Below are 21,403 nucleotides of genomic sequence, written 5' to 3'. Positions count from 1 at the left end.
TACGTCTAGAAAAAATGGCTTTGGAATTTTCACCCGAGACGCACAAAAAATTCGACGCAATCGTCGGCCGCTATCCGAAGAAGGAAGCGGCGATGCTGCCGGTTCTCTACCTCGCACAGGAAGAGTTCGGCTATCTCGGTCCGGAGGCGATCGAATACGTCGCCGCGATCATGGACGTGCCGGTGGCGCGGGTCTACGGCGTCGTCACCTTCTATACCATGCTCAACATGAAGCCGATCGGCCGGCATCACACCCAGGTCTGCCGGACGCTCCCCTGCGCGCTCGCCGGGGCGGAAAGGATCACGGCGGCGATCAAAGCTAAACTCGGGATCGAACTAGGAGAGACGACGGCGGACGGGAGATTCACGCTGTCGGAAGTCGAGTGCCTCGCCTCGTGCGGCACCGCGCCGATGATGCAGGTGAACGACGACTACTATGAGAACCTGAGCGAGCAAAACGTGGGCGAGATTCTCGACCGGCTGAAATAACTCGATGGAGAAAATTCTTCTACGCAACGTCGACGCGCCCGACTCGCACACGATCGGCGCATATCGCTCGCGGGGCGGCTACCGGGCGCTCGAGAAAGTCGTGCGCGAGATGTCGCCCGAGCGGCTGATCGATGAGATCAAAGCCTCGGGTTTGCGCGGCCGCGGCGGGGCCGGCTTTCCCACGGGGATGAAATGGGGCTTCGTTCCCAAGGACAGCCCCAAGCCGAAGTACGTCGTCTGCAACGCCGACGAGAGCGAGCCCGGCACGTTCAAAGACCGTCTCTTGATCGAGAAGGATCCGCATTCAATCATCGAAGGCACGATCATCGCCGCCTACGCGATCCGATCGCACACGGCGTTCATCTATATTCGCGGCGAGCTCAGCTTCGGCGCCAAAGTGCTCGGGCGCGCGATCGAGGAAGCCGTCGCGGCGGGATATCTGGGCAAAAATATTTTTGGCGCCGGCTACGACATCGACCTGATCCTCCATCGCGGCGCGGGCGCCTATATCTGCGGCGAGGAGACGGGACTGCTCTCTTCGCTCGAAGGCGGCAAGGGCTGGCCCAAGGTCAAGCCGCCGTTTCCGGCGACGCACGGTCTCTTCGGCTGCCCGACCGTCGTCAACAACGTCGAGACGCTGGCGTCGCTTCCCTGGATCGTCGAGCGGGGCGCCGCGAGGTACGCCGCGATCGGCACGGAGAAAAGCAAGGGAACCAAGCTCTTCAGCGTCAGCGGCCATATCAGAAAACCCGGAGTCTACGAAGTGGACATGGGTTATCCGTTCAAAAAATTCCTCGAAGAGGACTGCGGCGGCGTGCCGAACGGAAAAAAGTTGAAGGGCGTCATTCCCGGCGGCGCGTCGATGCCGGTGCTGCGCGCGGATGAGTTGGACGGCGTCACGATGGACTACGAGTCGTTCCAGGCCGCCGGCACGCTCCTCGGCTCCGGCGGCGTGATCGTCATGGACGAATCCACCTGCATGGTCAGGTCGGCATGGAACATTTCCCGTTTTTTTGCCCACGAATCGTGCGGCCAATGCAGCCCGTGCCGCGAAGGCTGCCACTGGATGGAAAAGATCTTCCGGCGCGTCGAGCGCGGCGAGGGAAAAGCCGGCGATCTGGAGCTCATCCTGAGCGTCAGCGGCAATATCATGGGGAACACGATCTGCCCCTTCGGCGACGCCGCGGCGATGCCGGCCGCCGCGTTCATCAAAAAATTCCGCCCGGAATTCGACGCGCACATCGCACAAAAGAAATGCACGGTTTCAGCGAGCTGAGACGATGGACCCGGTAAAAATCACCATCGACGGGCGGGAAATCGCGACGACGAAAGGCAAGACCGTCATCCAGGCGGCGGCCGAGGCGGGAATCGCCATTCCCCATTATTGCTATCACCCCAAGCTCACGATCGCGGGCAACTGCCGCATGTGCCTGGTGGAGATCGAGAAGATGCCCAAGCTCCAGATCGCCTGCAATACGCAGGTCGCCGAGGGCATGGCGGTCAAGACGGAGAGTGCGAAAGTTCTCGAAGCGCGCCGCGCGGTGATGGAGTTCCTGCTCATCAATCATCCGCTCGATTGTCCGATCTGCGACCAGGCGGGCGAATGCTGGCTGCAAGACTATTATATGGAGCACGACCTCTCGCCAAGCCGGTTCGACGAGAGAAAAGAGCACGACCGCAAGCGCGAGATCTTCGGACCCTTTGTCGTCTTCGACGGCGAGCGCTGCATCAAGTGCACCCGTTGCGTGCGTTTTTTGCAGGAGGTGACGCACACCGACGAGCTCACGGTAGTGAACCGCGGCGACGATTCCACGATCGCTCTGTTCCCGGGAAAGATTTTGGACAACCCGCTCTCGGTCAACGTCGTGGACGTCTGCCCGGTCGGCGCGCTCACCGACCGCGATTTCCGCTTCAAAGTAAGGGTCTGGTATCTCAAGAAAACGCCGTCCGTCTGCCCCGGCTGCAGCACCGGCTGCAATATCTCGGTCGAGACCTACCAAAATCGTATCGCGCGCTTCAAGCCGAGGATCAACGAAGCGGTGAACAGTCATTGGCTGTGCGACGAGGGGCGCTATTCTTTTCATGCCTTGACCGAAGGCGAACGAATCAGCGCACCGCTGATCCGGCAGGAGGGCGGCCTCGCGCCGACCGATTGGAGGACGGCGCTCCAGGCCGTGATCGCGGGTCTCGGCGCGGCGGCGCCGGTCGCCGGCGTGCTTTCCGGACGGAACACGAACGAAGAGGCGTTTCTCTTCGGGCGTTTGATGCGAAAAATTTTCTCGCAGGCCGCGATCGAGGTTTTCTATCGGGAGAGGGCGCTCACCGAAGTCGAGAAGGTTCTCATGAGCCCGGATCGCTCGCCGAATTTTCGCGGCGCCAGCGACATGGGCGTCGGCTCGGACGGCGGCTTCGATGCGCTCGCCGGCCGGCTGATCGGCGGCGGCTTTCGCGGCGCGTATATCGTCAGCGAGGACCTGGCGACGCTTCCCGGCGACGGCCAGAAGATCAGAAGCGCTCTGGAGAAGCTCTCTTTCCTCGTCGTACAGGAAACGCGCCTCACGCCGACGGCGAAGCTCGCGCACGTGGTTCTTCCCGCGACGAACTTCGCGGAGAAAGAAGGCAGCTACACGAACCGCCGCGGCAGGGTGCAGAAGGTCAACCCGGCGCTCGTCCCGCCTTCCGGGGCGCTCCAGGACTGGGAGATTTTTTCCCGGCTGCTGGCGGCGATGGGAGAGAAGCCGCCCTATCCCGGTCCCGCGGAAATCTTCGCGGCGCTCGCGCAGGCGATTCCCGTTTATCGCGGCCTGAGTTACGATCAGATTGGCGATTTGGGATTCCAACTCGAAACACGACAGCCATGATCATCGATGTCGGGATCATCGCGGCCAAGGCCTTTCTCGTTCTCTTCATGGTGCTCAATCTGGCCGGCATTCTAGGCTGGATCGAGCGCAAGGGCAGCGCCCTCATCCAGGACCGCATCGGCGCCAACCGCGCTTCGATCTTCGGCTTCGCCGGCCTGGGGCTGGTCAACACGCTGATCGCCGATCCGATCAAATTCCTCTTCAAAGAAGATTTCATTCCGGCGCGCGGCGACAAGCTGCTGCACACGCTGGCGCCCTGTCTGGCGCTTTTTCCGGCGCTGGTCACGTTCGCCGTCATTCCGTTCGGCGACGTCTTGATCCTCGGCGGCCGCGAGATCAACCTGCAGGTCGCGAACTTGAACATCGGCATCCTCTATCTCTTCGCCATGGCTTCGCTCGGCGTTTACGGCATCGTCATCGGCGCGTGGGCCTCGAACAACAAATTCTCGCTGCTCGGCGGCGTGCGAGGCGCGGCGCAGATGATCTCCTACGAGATCGCCATGGGCCTCTCGATCATGGGGGTGCTGATGTTCTACGCCACGCTCGAGCCGCAAGAGATGGTGCGGGCGCAGGGCGGGCTCCTCTGGGGGGGGTGGCTCCCGGCCTGGGGAATTTTTCTCCAGCCGGTAGGGTTCCTGCTCTTCTTTACCGCGGCGGTCGCCGAGACCAAGCGCATACCGTTCGATATCCCCGAGGGCGAATCGGAGCTCGTCGCCGGCTATCACGTGGAATATTCCGGCGGAAAGTTTTTGATGTTCTTCGCCGGCGAGTTCGCCGAGATCGTCACGGCCGCGGGCCTCGTCACGACGCTCTTTTTCGGCGGCTGGCAGGTGCCCTGGCTCATGCGCGACGGCTTTCATTTTCCCTGGGGCGGCACGCTCCTCCTGGCTCCCCTCGGCGTGACCTTGCTCCAGGTCGGCGCCTTCACGGTCAAAGTGATCTTTTTCTGCTGGCTGCAGATTCTCCTGCGCTGGAGCCTGCCGCGCTTTCGCTACGATCAGGTGATGCGCCTCGGCTGGAAAATGATGCTGCCGGTCGCGGCCGTCAACCTCGTCGTCACCGCCGTTTGGATCGTGCTCCGGCAAGGATTTTCCTCTCATCCATGAGTGCGCGATGATCCTCTTTTTCATCCTCGCCGTTCTTTCGGTCGTGTTCTCTCTGCTCGTCATTTTTCGCCGCAACGTGGTTCATAACGCGATGGCGCTCGCGGCGACGCTCTTCCTGGTCTCCGTTTTGTTTATCACGCTGGATGCCCCGATGGTCGGCGCGCTGCAGGTGCTGGTCTACGCCGGCGCGATCATGATTCTCTTTCTTTTCGTCATCATGCTGCTGAATCCGGCGGCGCTGGAGCCGCGGCCGGCCGTCTGGTGGACCGCCGGCTCGCTCGCGTCGCTGGCGCTCCTCTGGGAGCTGGTCGCGCTGTTTTTTTACCGGCCGGCGGATTTCCAGCCGTCGCCCGTCGCCGGAAACTTCGGCGCGCCGGAGGCGCTGGCCCGGAGCCTCTTCACCGATTACGCTCTGCCTTTCGAGATCGCCTCGGTTCTCCTCCTGGTCGCGATCATCGGCGCGGTGACGCTGGGGAAGAAAGCGAGCTGATCTTGGTCCCGTTGCCTTACTATCTCGCGCTCAGCGCCGTGCTCTTCGTCATCGGCGTCGCCGGCGTCGTCATCCGGCGCAACATCATCGTCATACTGATGTCGATCGAGCTGATGCTGAACGCCGTCAATCTGACGTTCATCGCTTTCGCCCGCTTTCTCGGCTCGATGGACGGACAGGTGATCGTATTTTTCGTGATGACCGTAGCGGCGGCGGAAGCGGTGGTGGGGCTCGCGATCATCATCTCGGTCTTTCGCCACCGCCAGACCTTGGATCCCCAGGACATGCAGTTCCTCAGGTGGTAAATCGATTTTGGATCCTTCGACTGGGCTCAGGACAGGTTTTGGATTTTAGATTTTGGATTGATCCGGAATGACGGCAACTTTGACTCTACTTCGTTACATACCGCTTTTTCCACTGCTTGGCGCCGCGGTCAATATCTTTTTCGGGGCGCGGTTGGGCCGCAAATCCGCCGGCTTTCTCGCCTGCGCTGCCGTGGCGTTATCGTTCCTCGTTTCACTCCAGGTTTTCTTGCTTTTGTCACCGACGGGGGTCTTTCGCGATACGGTCTTTACTTGGATCGATTCGGAGCCGTTCAAAGCGAGCCTTTCTTTTCAGGCGGATCCCTTGACCGTGGTCATGCTGCTCGTCATCACCGGGATCGGTTTTCTCATCCACGTTTATTCGTTGGGCTACATGGCCCACGACGAAGGCATGATCCGCTACTTCGCGTATCTCAATCTCTTCGTTTTTTTTATGTCGCTCTTGGTCCTGGCCGACAACCTGCTCGTCCTCTTTGTCGGCTGGGAAGGAGTCGGTCTCTGCTCGTATCTCCTGATCGGCTTCTGGTACCGGGACCACACCAACACGATCGCCGGGAACAAGGCCTTCATCGTGAACCGCATCGGCGACTTCGGCTTTATCCTGGGCCTCCTGCTGCTCTTCTGGGAAATGAGCCGCCACGGCGTGCCGTCGCTTAACTTCTCCGACTTGCGCCAGGCGGCCCATCTCCTCAGGCCCGAGATCGTGGCGCTCGTCACCTTGCTCTTCTTCACCGGCGCGACCGGCAAGTCGGCGCAGATCCCGCTCTATGTCTGGCTCCCCGACGCGATGCAAGGGCCTACGCCCGTCAGCGCGCTGATCCACGCGGCGACGATGGTGACCGCCGGCGTTTACATGACGGCGCGCCTCAACTTTCTCTTCACGCTGGCGCCCGAGACGCTCGCCGTCGTCGCAGCCATCGGCGCCCTCACGGCGATTTTTGCCGCGACCATCGCCGTTGCCCAAAACGACATCAAGCGCGTGCTGGCCTATTCCACGGTCAGCCAATTGGGTTACATGTTTCTCGCCGTCGGCGTCGGCGCCTTCAGCGCGGCCGTGTTCCATCTCTTCACGCACGCTTTTTTCAAGGCCTGTCTGTTTCTCGGATCGGGAAGCGTCATCCACGCGCTCGATGGAGAACAAGATATGCGGAAGATGGGCGGTCTCCGGCGCCATCTGCCGGTCACTTACTGGACTTACCTGATCGCTGCCCTGGCGATTTCCGGCGCGCCGCTCACGGCAGGGTTTTTTTCCAAGGACCGGATTCTGTGGGAGGTCTATGCGAGCCGGTCGATCGCGCTTTGGGGGATGGCATGGCTCACGGCGGGACTGACAGCTTTTTACATGTTCCGCCAGTTCTTCATGGTGTTTCATGGCCCGTCGCGCGTGCCCGAGCCGTCCCGATCTCATATTCATGAATCGCCGCGGGTCATGACCGCGCCGCTGATCGTCCTCGCGCTGGGCTCGATCTTCGCCGGCTGGCTGGCCACGCCAGAGTTTATGTGGGGCGGCGTGTGGGATCATTGGCTGCAGCCGGTGTTCGGCGGGCCTAAAGCGGCGGAGCATCATGCGCTGAGCGAAGAACTATTTCTGATGGCGCTCACAGTCGGATTAGGCGCGCTCGGTGCCCTGGTCGCGTACTTTCTCTACGGCCGCGACAGCAAGATCGCGGAGCGAATCGCCGCCGGCGCACTCTATCGATGGCTCGGTAACAAATACTACGTCGATGAACTTTACGACCGGCTCTTCGTGCAGCCCTTCACTGCGTGGTCCAACTGGCTGGCGCGGCGCTTCGATCCCGGATTCATCGACGGCATCGTCAACGGCGTCGCCGCGAGCGTGCGCGCGAGAAGCCTCTCGTGGCGCCGGCTTCAGAGCGGCAACGTGCAACACTACCTGTTCGCCTTTCTGGCCGGAACGCTTTTGATCTTCGCGTATTTTTTGAGGTGGTGAAGCGGTGAAAGATTTAAGCCTCCTGGTTTTTCTTCCCACGCTGGGGGCGGCGGCGCTGCTTTTTATTCCCCGGCGCCAAACTTCGGCGCTGTTCAAGGCCGCGCTGGGGGTGAGCCTCCTCGCGTTTCTCCAGTCGCTGTGGATTCTCTGGCGCTTCGACCCGAATACCGGCGCGATGCAGCTCGTCGAGCGGCTTCGCTGGATTCCAGCCTATGGGATCGAGTACGCCGTCGGCATCGACGGCCTCAGTCTTTTTCTCGTTTTGCTCACGGCTTTCCTCACGCCGGTCGCAATCCTGGCGTCCTGGACGATCCACGACAGAGTTAAGGAGTATCTCTTTTTCATGCTGTTCCTCGAGACCGGCATGCTCGGCGCCCTGGTTGCCGTCGATCTGTTCCTCTTCTACGTCTTCTGGGAGGTGATGCTGGTGCCGATGTATTTTTTGATCGGCGTCTGGGGCGGCGAGCGCCGGATCTACGCCGCGGTCAAGTTCGTAATTTACACGATGGCCGGGAGCCTGCTCATGCTGGTCGGCATCATCTTTCTCGCGACGCGGAATTTTCAGGTGACCCAGAGCCTGACCTTCGACCTCCTCCGCATCTCGAATCTCAATCTTCCCTACGACGAGCAGATGTGGCTGTTCCTCGCCTTCGCGCTTTCGTTCGCCATCAAAGTCCCGCTGTTCCCGCTTCACACCTGGCTCCCCGACGCGCACGTCGAGGCGCCGACCGCCGGCTCGGTCATTCTCGCCGGCGTTCTCCTCAAGATGGGGACTTACGGTTTTTTACGCTTCGCGATTCCGTTGTTTCCCGCGGCCGCGCTTTCCGCGGCGCCGTGGGTCGTCGCGCTCGCGGTCGTCGGCATCGTCTACGGCGCCATGGTCGCGATGATGCAGGACGACCTTAAAAAGCTCGTCGCTTATTCGTCGGTGAGTCATCTGGGCTTCGTCATGCTGGGCCTGTTCGCGTTCAACCTTCAAGGCATCGAAGGTGCGGTCTACCAGATGCTCAACCACGGTCTCTCCACCGGCGCTTTGTTTCTTATAGTCGGCATGATCTACGACCGGCGGCACACGCGCCTGATCGACGACTTCGGCGGCTTGTGGAAGCAGATCCCGATTTTCTCCGGGTTTTTTCTCGTGGTCACTCTTTCTTCCATCGGGCTTCCTGGGCTCAACGGCTTCGTCGGCGAGTTTCTGATCCTGCTGGGCGCGTTCGCAACGGCCCCGATATGGACGGCAATCGCCGCCACCGGCGTCGTTCTCGGCGCGATCACCATGCTGTGGATGTTTCGCCGCGTGGTTTTCGGCCCTCTTGCGCGGCCGGAGAACCAGAGGCTCGAAGACATGAACGCGCGAGAGATCTGCATGTTGGCGCCGATCATAGCGTTGATCTTTTTCATGGGCATCTACCCCCAGCCTTTCTTAAGCCGGATGAAAAGCTCAGCTCGCCTGGTCATCGAGAGAGTCGAGAGCCAGAAGCTCGCTATCCCGCTGATCCAAGGCGAGACCGTCTGGGAGGAGAAAGCCGCGCGTGGAAACTAACCTCACGCCTCTTCTCCCGTCGGCCGAAGTGCTCTTGACCGCGCTCGCGGCGCTGGTCCTGGACCTGTTCGTCCCTAAAAAGGAGAAGGGCCTTCTCGTCTGGATCAGCCTCGTCGGCCTCGCGATCGCGGGCGGGATGGCGGTTTTTCTTCGCGACGGCCAGGGAGGCGCGTTTCAGAATACCATCCTGCTCGATCGTTTCGCGTTTTTCTTCACGCTGTTTTTTCTCGGCGCCGCCGCGCTGACGATTCTCTCTTCGGTTCAATACGTGCGGGAAACCGAGATTCGCGAGGGAGAATTCTACGTGCTCGTCTTGCTCGCCGCGTTCGGGATGATTCTCATGGCCGCGGCCAACGATCTCATCCTCTTTTTTCTCGGCCTGGAGACGATGTCGATCGCCGTCTACGTTCTGACCGGGATATGGCGCGAGCGCGCCGAGGCGGCGGAGGCGGCGATGAAATATTTTCTCATCGGCGCGTTCGCCACCGGCTTTCTGCTCTACGGCATCGCGCTTATCTACGGCACGACCGGCTCGACGCAGCTCGCGCGCGTCGCCTCGGCGCTGAAACCGGATGGAGGTCAGCCATCGCTGTTGCTTCTCACGGGCGTTTTTCTCGTGCTCATCGGCCTTGCGTTTAAAGTCGCCGCAGTGCCGTTTCATTTCTGGGTGCCGGACGTCTACGAAGGCGCGCCCACTCCGATCACGGCTTTCATGGCGGTCGCGGTCAAAGCCGCCGCTTTCGCCGGCTGGGCGCGGATCTTTCTCCACTCATTGTCGCCGCTGCAAGGCGAGTGGACGGTGCCTGTCAAGGCGCTGGCGATTCTCACGATGACCGTGGGAAACGTCGTCGCGATCTCGCAGTCGAGCGTCAAGCGGATGCTCGCCTACTCGAGCATCGCCCACGCGGGGTACCTGCTCATCGCGCTGGTGGCCGGCGGCGCGGCGGGCGGACAGGCGCTGCTCTTTTATCTGCTGAGTTACGCGGCGATGACGCTCGGCGCGTTCGCCGTGCTCATCGCTTTAAAGGACGGCGCGAGAGACAACGAGGCCTACGGCGACTTCGCCGGGCTCGGCTTCAAGCGGCCGTTTCTGGGCATGGCGATGGCGCTGTTCATGCTCTCGCTCGCGGGCTTTCCGCCGCTCGGCGGCTTCACCGGGAAATTTTATCTTTTCAGCTCCGCGGTCACCACCGGCCACGTCGATCTCGCGATCATCGGCGCGCTCAACAGCCTTCTCTCCGTGGTCTATTATCTTCGTGTGATCGTGATGATGTACATGGAAGAGGGCGGGGCGGAAGGAAAATCGTTCGCCCGCGCGCCGTATCTCTATCTCGCGATCGCCGTCGCGGTGCTCGGAACGATCTATCTGGGAGTTTTTCCCGCGCCGGCGCTGGACCTCAGCCTCAATGCTTTTTCTTCCTTGCGCTGAAAAAACCGGAGACCCTCGCTCGTGGCTTCCAACAAGCTAGAGTCCGTGACTTGTTTAAGATGAGCTGAATGCGGTCATGGCGCGGACCGTCTCGGCTTTGTTATTTTTGACGAAATGCTACGCTTGGCCGCCTCGGTGAAGCTTTGCAGCTCGGCTACTTTGGCGAATACTCTTAACTGGTGCAGCGTCATAGGGGCGGTCACAGCTTCAGAACTGACGACGAATCAAGATTTCAGCGACGATTTGCTGTGTAGCGTCCGCAAGCTTTTGAGCCGCCTCGGGAGCAATGAGAAGGAGGGGGATGTTTTTCTCTTCGAGGTTCGAGAGCTCTTCGTACCGGGATTTGACGCCTTTGCGCCCGACGATTCGCCCCGTATTCGCCAATATCTTCGAGCCGTCGGCGCCGAGAATATAGTCTATAAACAGGGCTGCTGCATGGGGCCGTTGCGCAGCCGTCGTGATGCCATCCAGGTTGGCCACCGTCCCGACGGTGGGGTTCGGAAAAACAAGAGCCGACGGGCATCTCAAGTCGTTTCTATATTGGGCGACCCTTGCAGCCAATAGATCGAGGGCGATCTTAAATTCACCGCCGCAAAGGAGTTGCGTTTGGAGAGTTTTGCCGCGCCGGGGAATGGCTCCATTTTGCATCACGCCTTTGAGAAAATTGCGGGTTTTTTGTTCGCCCCATTTTATCAACCATCCCATCACTACGCGCTCGGGTTCCGTGTCTATGGAAATCTCGCTTTTCCACTTGGGACTTAACAGGTCAGGATAGTCTTTTGGCGCCTCTTCCATTCTCACCAGATTGGTATTGTAACCGATGACGCTGATGGCGAGATGGCTGGAGTGCCAGTATCCTTCAGGGTCGAAGAACATCTTGGAATAATATTTACTTTCAGGTGAGTGATACCTCGCCCAAACACCGGCGTTTTTTATCGATAGTCCCGCCTCAAACGGCATTCCAACGATATCGGCATCCAGCTTGCCGGCGCGATGCTCAAGAAGCACGCGATCGGTTACCCGATTACCCCCACCGCGCCAGTACTCTATTTTTATCTCCGGGTATCGCTTCATGAATCCATCGGCGAGGTGGCGCATTTGATCGAGGTTGGCGTTGGAATACCAACTGAGGCGGCCTTCTTTTCGAGCTCCGTCCTCGAGCCTTTTTTGTCTTTGGTCGGCAGGCAACTGGTTGATTTCCGCCAAAACCTTTTCGACGGCCGCGGCCCAAGCAGGAGGGCACCAACCCGCCTGAAAAGCGATCAGGAGTGATACAACTGCAATAGGCATTCTCGGCATACCTTCATCCCTCGTTTTTATACTGCAATAGGAAATCTTTGAATTCTTTAACCGGTGTACCGCTGTTCCGCTTCTTATGGGTTACCACATACATTTGCCGCTTCAAATTGAATTCGGGAACTTTGAGTCTCTTTAATCGTCCCGCTTTTATATCGGCCTCTACGTGGCGCTTAGCTATAAATCCAATGCCGATCCCATTGGAAACCGCGCTCTTAATCGCGTCTCTGGCAATCGAACGGGTTTTCACTTCCAAGGTGGGGTTAAACGATATCCTGCTTTCGGCAAATCTTCTTTGGATCATGTCATACATGAGTCCGCCTCTCTCGAACATCACCGAAGGCTCCCGCGCCAGAAGCTCGAGCGGCACGGAATGTTTCTTGGTTAGCGGGTGGTTAGGTGACGCAATGACGATCAGGTCGTCTTCGCCATAGAGCGTATGCGCTAAAAGGGGAGAATGGACGTGACTTAGGACCCCGATGTCCAGATCGCCTTCTAAAAGTCCATTTTCTAGATTCCTGCTCCTATCGATGGTCAATGTGACCTCGATTTCCGGATGTGCCCTCTTGAAGGTTTGGATTGCCGCAGGCAAAAAGGAAGCCGCAAGACCCGATCCTCCTACGTTAAGCTTTTCCTTCCTCAGCCCTTGAATCTCATCGATCTCATCCTTCGTTCCCTCGATAATGGCGAGGGCTTCCTGCGCGCGGCGAAGAAGCACTTTGCCCGCGGGCGTGAGCGCGATTTTTATTCCCCGCCGCTCGAACAATTTGTACTTCAATTCGCGTACCAAACCTTGGACCAAGGAGGAAACGGAAGGCTGGCTGAGCCGTAATGCCTTGGCCGCCTCGGTGAAGCTTTGCAGCTCGGCGACCTTCGCGAATACTCTTAACTGGTGCAGCGTCATAGCTGAACACAGACAATTTTGTTGCCTTTAGTTACGAAGATGCCGTTCGAGAAGATGTTGCTCCGTCTGGACGACGAAGCGGTTGTCAGCATGGAATAGACGGTCCGGAAGACCCAGGTTGTTCAAATGGCATCACTGACCTCTGTAGTCTTTTACAAATTCAACGAATGCCTCGACGGCGGAAAACCGCTGGCGGTTTTTTCGAAAGGCGATGTAAACGGGGCGTTTTAGATCCAGCCCCGGGACACGGAGCTCTTTGAGTCTGCCGGCCTTGAGGTCCGATTCGATGTGTTGCTTGCAAAGAAAGCCGATTCCAAGGCCGCTCACCACGGACGCCTTGATGGCTTCCCAGCCGCCCCGGTCGATATCGATCTCCAACAGGGGAGCGAACCGAAGTCCCTTCTCAGCGAATTTTTCTTCCACCATGTCGCGCACGAGGCTGCCTTTCTGCTGGGCGATCAAGGACGCCTTGGCAAGCAGCGTCAAGGGGACGGTGCGCTTTCTGTTGAGCGGATGGTCCGGCGGCGCGACGACCAAGATGTCTTCGCGCTTGTAAAGTATGCCGCGTAAATTGGCCGAGCGGGGCACGCAACCGAGAATCGCGACATCGAATTCTCCCTCCACGAGCATCTTTTCCAAAGCGATGCTGCGCTGAATTTTCAAGCCGATATCGATTCCCGGATGAGACTCCTTGAAAGACTGAAGAGCGCCGGGAAGAAAAGACGCTCCGGCGATGGCGCACGCGCCGATGGAGAGCTTTCCCTTCTTTAGCCCGTGGATTTCGTCGATCTCGTCCTTGGTTTCCTCGATGATGGCGAGGGCCTCCTGGGTGCGGCGCAGGAGGATATTTCCCTCCTTTGTTAGAAAAACCTTCGCTCCCCGCCGCTCGAACAATTTGTACCTCAGTTCGGCGACCAAGTCCTGTACCAGGGCGGAAACCGAAGGCTGGGTGAGACGCAGCGCCTTTGCCGCTTGCGTGAAACTTTGCATTTCAGCCACCTTGACGAATACTTTCAGTTGGTGCAGCGTCATAAGTGATCGGCAAAGAGCACCATTGTAGGTCGGCTTTTTATACCACCCACCCTGTGTGACTGCAAGAAAAATGTCTGGAACGGAAGTCTTACTTCGCCGCGAAGAGACCGATGGCGACGGGGACTTCGACCGTGCCCGGCACGTATTCCTCGAACTGAGCCCCCCTGACGTGGAGCTGCGTCGAGCCGCCGCCGTCGAGGTTGAGCAGGTCGGATGTCTGCGCCTGCCACTCGGCCGAGCCGAAAAATTCCTGCAGCTCCACCCAGGTAAGACCACCGAAGAACGTATCGGTAACGGCGACGATCAACTTCTGGTTAGAGTCCATGCCGATGACCGAACGGCGGAATTGCCGGTCGGCGCCGCGCGTCACGCTCAAGGGGGCGCCTTTCGCCAGCAGCAATGGACCCGCCTGGAGACCCTCGTCGGCCTGGTGGGGTACGAATTCGTCTCGGTGCGCGATGAACGGCGCGCGGTCTTTGATGGCAAAGACGCCCGTATAGAGGGGACTTTTGGAGAGGTTGAGGTTGGCTTCATGGGCGGTTTTGAGAAACCCCAGCGGCAGTCCCTTTTCGTCGAAGTAATTGGCGTTGATCATCGCGATGGCGCCGCTCTTTTCCGCCAGCGTCTTCACGTTGGCGCTCTTGAGGTTGAATTGCGAGCTGCGGACGACGCGCGGCTCGATCCATCGGGTATCCAGGCGAACGAGCTTGAGCTCGAGCCAATGATACGGCTCGGCGCGCTCAAGCCTCACCTTGCGGAATTCGGCTCCTTTATAGATGACCTTCCAGCTCCCCAGGTCCGTTACCGCGAGGCCGGGACTGTTCTTGAGTCTATGGATCGGCGCTTGCGTTAAGCTTCTGGACGGGAATGTCAGCAGAAAAAACAATATCCAGAGAATTCTTGCTCGTCCGCGCGCCATTAGGCTATAAATGATAACAAAAGGGTCTGCGGAAAAAAACCGTGCCTCTCAGCAAACTCGTCGGCGCCAAGGTGAAGCGGCGCGAAGATCCGAGGTTGATTCGCGGTCGCGCTCGTTATGTCGATGATATCCGCCTGCCCGATATATTGCATGCGGCGATTGTCCGCAGCCCGCACGCGCACGCAAAGATTCAATCGATTCGGACCGGGCATGTACTCGGGCTGCCCGGTGTCGTCGCTGTTTTGGCGGGCGCCGACCTCCGGGATGCGATCGGGCCGTTGCCCGTCGATAGCCAAAACCCGACGCTCCGAGTTCCCAAGCATCATGTCCTCGCGATCGACAAAGTTTGTTTCGCCGGCGAAGGAGTGGCGGTGGTGGTTGCTGAGGACCGCTACGCCGCCGCCGACGCGCTCGAGCTGGTCGAAGTGAGCTACGAGCCTCTTCCCGTTGTCTCGGATCCTGAAGCGGCCCTCACAAAAGAAAGCCCCGTCGTCCACCCGGAGTGGCCCGATAACGTCGCCTTTCGCTCGAACCGCAGCCAGGGCGACCTCTCCGGAGCATTCGAACGGGCCGATAAGATCGTCAAACAACGGTTCATTCACCAGCGTCTTGCGCCGGTCGCGCTGGAAACGCGCGCGGTCCTGGCACGCTATCTCGGCGAAGAAGAGGAATTGACCGTTTGGTCTTCTACGCAGATCCCGCACCTGCTCAAGAGCCGGCTCGCCCAAATGCTCAAGCTGCCCGAAAAAGAGGTGCGCGTCATCGCTCCCGAGGTCGGCGGCGGATTCGGCAGCAAGCTCAATATCTACGCGGAGGAGGCGCTGGTCGCCTATCTCGCGCTGCGCCTCGGTCGCCCGGTCAAATGGATCGAAAACCGCCGCGAGAACATGCATTCCACGATTCACGGCCGGGGCCAGGCGGCGGAGATCGAGGCGGCGGTCAAAAAGGACGGAAGAATTTTGGGGTTGCGATCCAGAGTCGTCGCCGACATCGGCGCTTATCACCAGCTCTACACGCCGGAGATCCCGCGCTTTACCGGCTTGATGCTTTCCGGCTGCTATAAGATCCCGGCGATCGGCATCGAGGTCACGGGGGTCTTCACCAACAAGATGTCCACCGACGCCTATCGCGGAGCCGGAAGGCCCGAGGCGACCTACGTGATCGAGCGCATGATAGACCGGATCGCCGGCGAGCTCGGCGTCGATCCGGTGGAGGCGCGGAGAAAAAATTTTCCCAAGCCCGGCGAATTTCCGTTGAGCACCGCGACCGGGTTGAACTACGACAGCGGCAACTATCAAGGCGCGCTCAACAAGGCTCTCAGGCTCGCCGGTTATCCGAAGCTCAGGCGCGAGCAAAAGCGGCTGAGAAAGCAGAGAAGATATCTCGGCATCGGTCTCTCCACCTACGTCGAAATCTGCGCCATGGGACCGGGTTTGCCGGAGCACGCGAGCGTCCAGGTCGAGCCGACGGGGAAAGTCACGGTTCTTACCGGCGCCTCGCCCCACGGACAGGGACAGGAGACTTCGTTCGCGCAGATCGTCGGCGACGAGCTGGGAGTCGCTCTCGACGATATCACGGTGGCGCACGGCGATACCGCCGTGGTGCCGAGCGGCGTCGGGACTTTCGGCAGCCGCGCGACGGCGGTCGGCGGAGTTGCCGTGCTTCAAGCGGCCGAGAAAGTGAAGGAGAAGGCGCGCGAGATCGCCGCGCGCCTGTTCGAGGCGGACGTCGAGGATATCGTCTTCGCCGCCGGTCGTTTCAGCGTCAAGGGCGTGCCGAAAAAGGCGCTCACGCTCGGGCAGATCGCGTCCGAAGCTCATCTAGCGACGAAACCGGCTAAGAAGACGGCGCCCGGGCTTTTCGCGACCGCCGAGTTCGAGCCGGCTAATTTTACTTTTCCCTTCGGCACGCACATCTGTGTCGTCGAAGTCGATCCCGAATCGGGCGCGGTGAAAATAAAAAAATATATCGCCGTGGACGATTGCGGCAAGGTGATCAATCCGCTTCTAGTCGAGGGACAAATACACGGCGGCATCGCGCAGGGACTCGGGCAGGCTCTCTACGAAGAACTCGTCTATGACGAGAACGGCCAGCTCGCGACCGGCAGCCTCGCGGGCTACGCCTTGCCCAAGGCCGAAAATTTTCCGCCCTTCAAGCTGGCGCGGACCGAGACGCCCACGCCGGTCAATCCGCTGGGCGCGAAGGGGATCGGCGAGGCGGGGACGATCGGCTCCACGCCGGCGATCGTCAATGCGGTGGTGGACGCCCTTTCTCCCTTCGGCGTCGCTCACATCGACATGCCGCTCAAGCCCGAGAAGATCTGGCGCTTGTGCCGAGGGGCGAAAGTTTGATTGCAAGGCGGCGCCGTCTCGTGCTAGCGCTGTAATATAGAATTTATTTCGAAAGGGGGAGTAGCGATGAAATACCGATCGAGGACGGTTGCCTGTTTGGCCGTTGTACTGTTGTGGGGAACGGGCTGCGGCAAGGATGAAAAAAGCTCGGCCGAGAGGGATGCTGAAATTAAAAAGGCGCTCCAGGAAGGAGCGGCCAAGGAGCAGAAAATGTACGAGGGGATGGCGAAAGGTATGGAGAACGTGGAAAAGAGCCTTCAAGAGCAGAAGGAGAAGCAAAAGTAACCTTTCTTCAGAACGACCGTTCTCTTCAGGCGTGAGCGATCGATGGCTCTGGTTGCTGGCGGGCCTCCGGAGAATCAGTACGCTGCCCGCGCGCCGCTATCGATTTATCGAGCTAGAGTTTTTGCCTATCTTGGTCTCTCTCGATATTTGTGCAAGACTCAATCAACGGAGTTTTCCCGGCTATGATGATATCCTGAACGTCTTTTCCGATCCCAGGCCGACGATCGTCTCTGCCGGTTAACGTGCCGAAAAAACGTCGAGAGGAAGTTCTTGAGGATCGCGCAAGTTTCCCCTCTGTACGAGAGCGTGCCGCCGAAATACTATGGAGGGACGGAACGAATCGTATCGTGTCTGACCGAAGAGTTGGTGCGACAGGAGCATGAGGTGACGCTCTTCGCCAGCGGCGATTCGGTCACATCGGCCAACCTCGTTCCCGCCTGCGACGAGGCGTTGCGGTTAAACGCCGAGTGCGCCGACCCGATTCTCTACCACATCCTCGAGATCGAGCAGGTGGCCAGGTCAGCCGGCGAGTTCGATATCATTCACTTTCACCTGAGCTATCTGCATTATTCTCTCGCTAGACGGTTGATGACGCCGAATTTCACGACGCTCCACGGGCGGCTCGATCTTCCCGATCTCGTGCCCCTCTATCGGGAATTTTCCGAGGTGCCCGTAGTTTCCATCTCCGACAGCCAGCGAGCGCCGCTGCCGTGGTTGAATTGGCAGGGAACCATTCATCATGGACTGCCGGAAGACCTCTACTCGCTTCATACGAAACCTGGGAGGTATCTCGCTTTTCTCGGTAGATTTTCCCCGGAAAAAAGAATCGAGCGGGCGATCGCAATTTCCAAACAGACCGGAATTTCTCTCAAGATCGCCGCGAAGATAGACCACGCCGACTTGGAATATTACAAGAGCCGCGTCGAGCCGATGATCAAAGACCCGTTGATCGAATACGTGGGCGAGATCGGCGAGGCGGATAAGCAGGAATTTCTCGGCAACGCCTATGCCCATCTTTTCCCGATCGATTGGCCGGAGCCTTTCGGCCTGGTGATGATCGAGGCGATGGCTTGCGGCACGCCGACGATCGCGTTTCGCTGCGGCTCCGTCCCCGAAGTCATCGACGACGGCGTTACGGGCTTTATCGTCGATACGGTCGAAGACGCGGTCGCGAGCCTCGAGCGGATTCCCGGCCTGAGCCGGGAAGAATGCCGCCGGGTTTTCGAGAAGCGCTTCAGCGCCGCGCGCATGGTCGAAGATTATCTCGAGGTCTACCGTACACAGGCTGAAACTCGAACCTTCGCCGCATAGGCATCGCTTGGACGACATCATCAAGGTCGAAGATCAGTTCTATATCCTCGCCACGACGGCCGCGGCGGAAGACCGCGTGCGCGTGCTCAAACACGGCGAGACCTTCGCCGTTTTCGATCGCTACGGCGATATCCGCCCCGTCGGTTTGGGCGAAGAAGGCGTCTATCACGAAGGCACGCGGTTTCTCTCGCGCCTGGAACTGAGACTGGGCAACACCCGACCGCTGCTGCTGAGTTCCACCGTGCGTGACGATAATACGCTGCTGGCCGTGGACCTCACCAACCCGGACGTCAAAGTGGGCGAAGAGGTCGTGGTGCCACGCGGCACGCTGCATATTTTTCGTTCCAAGTTTCTTTGGCAGGCGGTCTGCTACGAGCGTTTCAAAATCATGAATCACGGACTGACGCCGGTTAAATTGTCGTTGTCCCTCAACTTCGGGTCCGATTTCGACGACATCTTCGAAGTCCGGGGCATGAGCAGACCGAAAAAGGGACGGCGCCTGGAAGACCAGGTGGAAAAAAAATCGGTGGTGCTGGCCTACCAGGGCCTCGACGGCGTGATCCGCCGGACGCGGCTGGAATGCGCGCCCCAGCCGAATGAAATCTCCCGCTCGTACATGAATTTTGTCCTGACCGTAAATCCGAAGGACGAGACCACGATTTTTTTGACCGCTTCGTGCGAATCGGGGAACGCCCGAAGGGCGCCGCTCGCTTACGACGAAGCCTTGGAACAAGCGGAGCTGGCTTTTCATCCGCCGCAAAATATAGCAGGCGCATGCGGCATCGATACTTCGAACGTGCAGTTCAACGATTGGCTCAATCGTTCCGTCGCCGACCTGCGCATGATGATCACTGAAACACCGAACGGGCCGTATCCATACGCCGGCGTTCCCTGGTTCAGCACGGTTTTCGGACGCGACGGCATCATCACGGCGCTGGAATTTCTCTGGATCGATCCCTCCATCGCCAAGGGGGTTCTCGCCTATCTCGCCGCGAACCAAGCCAAGGAAGTCATTCCCGAGCAGGACGCCGAGCCGGGCAAAATTCTCCACGAAACCCGCAAAGGGGAGATGGCGGCGTTGGGCGAAGTCCCATTCGGGCGTTATTACGGAAGCGTCGATGCGACGCCGCTCTTTATCATCCTGGCGGGCGCTTACTACGAACGGACCGCAGACCGGGCGTTCGTCGAATCGATCTGGCCGAATATCGAGCGCGCCCTCACATGGATCGACGAGTACGGCGACATGGACCGAGACGGCTTCGTCGAGTATCTCAAGCACTCCAGCAACGGGCTCATTCATCAAGGGTGGAAAGATTCCAAGGACTCCGTCTTCCACGCCGACGGCGCCTTGGCGGAAGGGCCGTTGGCGCTTTGCGAGGTACAGGGCTATGTGTATGCGGCCAAACAATACGCCGCCCAGCTTGCCGACTTGCTGGAGAAAACGAAAACCGCGGCCGATCTTTGGCGCGAGGCGGATGCCCTGGAGGAGCAGTTCGAAAGAACCTATTGGTGCGAAGATCTCTCCACATATGCGCTGGCGCTCGACGGTAAAAAACGTCCGTGTCGGGTGCGCACATCAAACGCGGGGCATTGCCTCTTCGCGGGCATCGCCGCCCCGGAGCACGCACGAGCGGCGTCGGAGACTCTGTCGAGCGCGGATTCGTTTTCCGGGTGGGGCGTCCGCACCGTCGCGGCGTCGGAGGTGCGTTACAATCCGATGTCCTACCACAACGGCTCCGTGTGGCCGCACGACAACGCCATGATCGCTTACGGACTGGCGCAGTACGGATTCAAGGAGGTGGCGATAAAGGTTTTAACCGGTCTCTTCGACGCGAGTCAGATCTTGGAGCTGCGGCGCATGCCCGAGCTTTTTTGCGGATTTTCGCGCCGTCCGGGAGAAGGGCCCACACTCTATCCCGTCGCGTGCGCGCCGCAATCGTGGTCGGCGGCCGCGGTTTTCTATCTCTTGCAGGCCTGTCTCGGTATCTCGATCAAGGCGCCGGTGAACCAGATTCACATCTCCCATCCCGTGCTGCCCGAATTTTTGCGCGAGGTTCGGATCAAGAATCTCAAGGTGGGCCAAAGTTCCGTGGATCTCGTCTTTCAACGGCACGAAGACGACGTCGGCGTCAATATACTGAAAAAAGAGGGCGACGTTAAGATCCTGCTGGTGAAATAAAAAACAGTTTCGGGTTTCGCGTTGCGAGTTCCGAGTTGAAAGCCCGAAACCCGGAACCTGAAACTCGGAACTCAACCGGCCGGCGCCATCTCGAAGACCATGCGCTCCGACAGCGGCGTCGCGTCGCGTAGCTTGAGGACGCGCACGCGTAGCTTTTCATCCGCGACTTGCCGCGCCTGACAGGAAAATTTCTCGCCTTCCGCTTTTACGGTTACGTTGGAATTCTCGATCATGTTCCGGCACCAGTGCTTGCCCTCGAGGTTGCTCGACGCGGCGTAGAATTTTCCGTCGAGATAAACCATCCTCAGCTCGACCGTGCGCGGAATACCGCTGCTCCGGCCGACCGTCGTTAGCTCGCCGACGAAGACGGATTCGTTTTTTAATTTCATGGGCTGAATATAAGCGGGTGTAAAAATCCGTGCAACATCTCTAAGAGCGGAGGGATCGGCCCGCCCGTTCGCTTCAGCGTCTCGTCGGCGGGAACTCTTTCTGCTCGCTTCGGGCAGCATCGAAACTCGCCGCCGAAAAGCATGGCGGCTCAAACATCGATGCTGCTTTTCCTCAGCTTCGCAGAGAGTTCCTGTGCCTCCAAGCCGATCTTCGCTCACGGACAGGCCGGCTCCCTCCGCGTGGAGATAGGAAACATTGCCGCTGACTGTTAAGATTGCGGCTTGACTCCCTTTTCTTCGCGGGTTAATTCTGAGCGCAATCGATCAGGAGAAGCGCATGGAAATAAAAACTCCGAAACTTGCGGTCAAGATGAGCGCCGACGAGGCCAAAGCATATCTGGACGCGGTGAACGCGAAGGTGATTAAGCGTTGGGACGAACGGGTGACTCAGGGACCGTTCATGAAGGCGCTCATGCAGGGGAACTTGCCGCTCCCGGTGATTCGTCTGTTCTTCAAAAATTGGGGCGCTTTCACCATCGAGATCAA

At 59.2% G+C, this 21,403-nt stretch carries 19 protein-coding genes; 14 read left to right on the top strand and 5 right to left on the bottom strand.

Features of this window, described 5'->3' with window-relative positions; all coding sequences use genetic code 11:
• Nucleotides 1-14 precede the first annotated feature (14 nt).
• The 9 genes from nuoE to VGL70_16780 all read left to right on the top strand — a co-directional run bounded on the left by nuoE (nt 15) and on the right by VGL70_16780 (nt 10,191).
• Nucleotides 15-488, top strand: a complete 474-nt coding sequence (nuoE, locus tag VGL70_16820) for an NADH-quinone oxidoreductase subunit NuoE (protein HEY3305189.1) — start codon at nt 15-17, stop codon at nt 486-488.
• A 4-nt stretch (nt 489-492) separates the two neighbouring features.
• The gene (nuoF, locus tag VGL70_16815; protein ID HEY3305188.1) at nt 493-1,764 is read left to right on the top strand and encodes an NADH-quinone oxidoreductase subunit NuoF; all 1,272 of its coding nucleotides are present in this window, start codon (nt 493-495) and stop codon (nt 1,762-1,764) included.
• A 4-nt stretch (nt 1,765-1,768) separates the two neighbouring features.
• The gene (locus VGL70_16810; protein ID HEY3305187.1) at nt 1,769-3,349 is read left to right on the top strand and encodes a molybdopterin-dependent oxidoreductase; all 1,581 of its coding nucleotides are present in this window, start codon (nt 1,769-1,771) and stop codon (nt 3,347-3,349) included.
• Entirely contained in the window at nt 3,346-4,455 is a 1,110-nt protein-coding gene (locus VGL70_16805) for an NADH-quinone oxidoreductase subunit H (GenBank protein ID HEY3305186.1), read from the top strand. Before VGL70_16810 ends, VGL70_16805 begins: the two co-directional genes overlap by 4 nt.
• 7 nt (nt 4,456-4,462) lie before the next feature.
• Complete coding sequence (locus VGL70_16800; GenBank protein HEY3305185.1) at nt 4,463-4,945, top strand: NADH-quinone oxidoreductase subunit J; 483 nt, start codon at nt 4,463-4,465, stop codon at nt 4,943-4,945.
• Between the two features lie 2 nt (nt 4,946-4,947).
• Nucleotides 4,948-5,250: an NADH-quinone oxidoreductase subunit NuoK gene (gene nuoK, locus VGL70_16795; protein HEY3305184.1), complete on the top strand. Its 303-nt coding sequence runs from the start codon at nt 4,948-4,950 to the stop codon at nt 5,248-5,250.
• A 67-nt stretch (nt 5,251-5,317) separates the two neighbouring features.
• Nucleotides 5,318-7,219 (top strand): NADH-quinone oxidoreductase subunit L, encoded by a 1,902-nt coding sequence (gene nuoL / locus VGL70_16790; GenBank protein HEY3305183.1) that lies wholly within the window; start codon nt 5,318-5,320, stop codon nt 7,217-7,219.
• Between the two features lie 4 nt (nt 7,220-7,223).
• Complete coding sequence (locus VGL70_16785; GenBank protein HEY3305182.1) at nt 7,224-8,762, top strand: NADH-quinone oxidoreductase subunit M; 1,539 nt, start codon at nt 7,224-7,226, stop codon at nt 8,760-8,762.
• Nucleotides 8,752-10,191, top strand: a complete 1,440-nt coding sequence (locus VGL70_16780; GenBank protein HEY3305181.1) for an NADH-quinone oxidoreductase subunit N — start codon at nt 8,752-8,754, stop codon at nt 10,189-10,191. The genes VGL70_16785 and VGL70_16780 overlap by 11 nt, the downstream gene beginning before the upstream one ends.
• Before the next feature lie 207 nt (nt 10,192-10,398).
• On the opposite strand, the gene VGL70_16775 is transcribed toward VGL70_16780, so the two are convergent.
• The 4 genes from VGL70_16775 to VGL70_16760 form a co-directional block, all read right to left on the bottom strand.
• The gene (locus VGL70_16775) at nt 10,399-11,481 is read right to left on the bottom strand and encodes an ABC transporter substrate-binding protein (GenBank protein HEY3305180.1); all 1,083 of its coding nucleotides are present in this window, start codon (nt 11,479-11,481) and stop codon (nt 10,399-10,401) included.
• A 13-nt stretch (nt 11,482-11,494) separates the two neighbouring features.
• A complete protein-coding gene (locus VGL70_16770; GenBank protein HEY3305179.1) occupies nt 11,495-12,205 on the bottom strand; it encodes a substrate-binding domain-containing protein in 711 nt (236 codons plus the stop codon).
• A 318-nt stretch (nt 12,206-12,523) separates the two neighbouring features.
• A complete protein-coding gene (locus VGL70_16765) occupies nt 12,524-13,423 on the bottom strand; it encodes a LysR family transcriptional regulator (GenBank protein HEY3305178.1) in 900 nt (299 codons plus the stop codon).
• Between the two features lie 88 nt (nt 13,424-13,511).
• Nucleotides 13,512-14,342, bottom strand: coding sequence for a phosphodiester glycosidase family protein (locus VGL70_16760; protein HEY3305177.1), 831 nt, complete (start codon nt 14,340-14,342; stop codon nt 13,512-13,514).
• 41 nt (nt 14,343-14,383) lie between these two features.
• Here VGL70_16760 and VGL70_16755 point away from each other — a divergent pair, with 41 nt between their 5' ends.
• From VGL70_16755 to VGL70_16740, 4 genes are all read left to right on the top strand, one after another.
• Nucleotides 14,384-16,693 (top strand): xanthine dehydrogenase family protein molybdopterin-binding subunit, encoded by a 2,310-nt coding sequence (locus tag VGL70_16755; protein HEY3305176.1) that lies wholly within the window; start codon nt 14,384-14,386, stop codon nt 16,691-16,693.
• Between the two features lie 66 nt (nt 16,694-16,759).
• On the top strand, nt 16,760-16,978 hold the full coding sequence (locus VGL70_16750) for a hypothetical protein (GenBank protein HEY3305175.1): 219 nt from the start codon (nt 16,760-16,762) through the stop codon (nt 16,976-16,978).
• Between the two features lie 270 nt (nt 16,979-17,248).
• Nucleotides 17,249-18,289, top strand: coding sequence for a glycosyltransferase family 4 protein (locus tag VGL70_16745; GenBank protein ID HEY3305174.1), 1,041 nt, complete (start codon nt 17,249-17,251; stop codon nt 18,287-18,289).
• A gap of 7 nt (nt 18,290-18,296) precedes the next feature.
• Complete coding sequence (locus VGL70_16740; GenBank protein HEY3305173.1) at nt 18,297-20,468, top strand: amylo-alpha-1,6-glucosidase; 2,172 nt, start codon at nt 18,297-18,299, stop codon at nt 20,466-20,468.
• Between the two features lie 71 nt (nt 20,469-20,539).
• Here VGL70_16740 and VGL70_16735 read toward each other — a convergent pair whose 3' ends face one another.
• A complete protein-coding gene (locus VGL70_16735) occupies nt 20,540-20,857 on the bottom strand; it encodes a nitroreductase/quinone reductase family protein (protein ID HEY3305172.1) in 318 nt (105 codons plus the stop codon).
• A 337-nt stretch (nt 20,858-21,194) separates the two neighbouring features.
• Between VGL70_16735 and VGL70_16730 the strand changes: the two genes are divergently transcribed.
• On the top strand, nt 21,195-21,403 hold a 209-nt coding region (locus VGL70_16730; protein ID HEY3305171.1), incomplete at its 3' end, for a hypothetical protein.

Source organism: Candidatus Binatia bacterium (assembly GCA_036504975.1).
In the GTDB taxonomy this organism is placed as follows: domain Bacteria; phylum Desulfobacterota; class Binatia; order UBA9968; family UBA9968; genus JAJPJQ01.
This window is presented reverse-complemented; position numbering and strand designations above follow the sequence as displayed.

What these genes read in the sequence shown, in the direction of transcription:
- nuoE (HEY3305189.1), top strand. Translation starts at nt 15, where the DNA reads ATGGCTTTGGAATTTTCACCCGAGACGCACAAAAAATTCGACGCAATC.
- nuoF (HEY3305188.1), top strand. Translation starts at nt 493, where the DNA reads ATGGAGAAAATTCTTCTACGCAACGTCGACGCGCCCGACTCGCACACG.
- VGL70_16810 (HEY3305187.1), top strand. Translation starts at nt 1,769, where the DNA reads ATGGACCCGGTAAAAATCACCATCGACGGGCGGGAAATCGCGACGACG.
- VGL70_16805 (HEY3305186.1), top strand. Translation starts at nt 3,346, where the DNA reads ATGATCATCGATGTCGGGATCATCGCGGCCAAGGCCTTTCTCGTTCTC.
- VGL70_16800 (HEY3305185.1), top strand. Translation starts at nt 4,463, where the DNA reads ATGATCCTCTTTTTCATCCTCGCCGTTCTTTCGGTCGTGTTCTCTCTG.
- nuoL (HEY3305183.1), top strand. Translation starts at nt 5,318, where the DNA reads ATGACGGCAACTTTGACTCTACTTCGTTACATACCGCTTTTTCCACTG.
- VGL70_16775 (HEY3305180.1), bottom strand. Translation starts at nt 11,481, where the DNA reads ATGCCTATTGCAGTTGTATCACTCCTGATCGCTTTTCAGGCGGGTTGG.
- VGL70_16765 (HEY3305178.1), bottom strand. Translation starts at nt 13,423, where the DNA reads ATGACGCTGCACCAACTGAAAGTATTCGTCAAGGTGGCTGAAATGCAA.
- VGL70_16760 (HEY3305177.1), bottom strand. Translation starts at nt 14,342, where the DNA reads ATGGCGCGCGGACGAGCAAGAATTCTCTGGATATTGTTTTTTCTGCTG.
- VGL70_16750 (HEY3305175.1), top strand. Translation starts at nt 16,760, where the DNA reads ATGAAATACCGATCGAGGACGGTTGCCTGTTTGGCCGTTGTACTGTTG.
- VGL70_16735 (HEY3305172.1), bottom strand. Translation starts at nt 20,857, where the DNA reads ATGAAATTAAAAAACGAATCCGTCTTCGTCGGCGAGCTAACGACGGTC.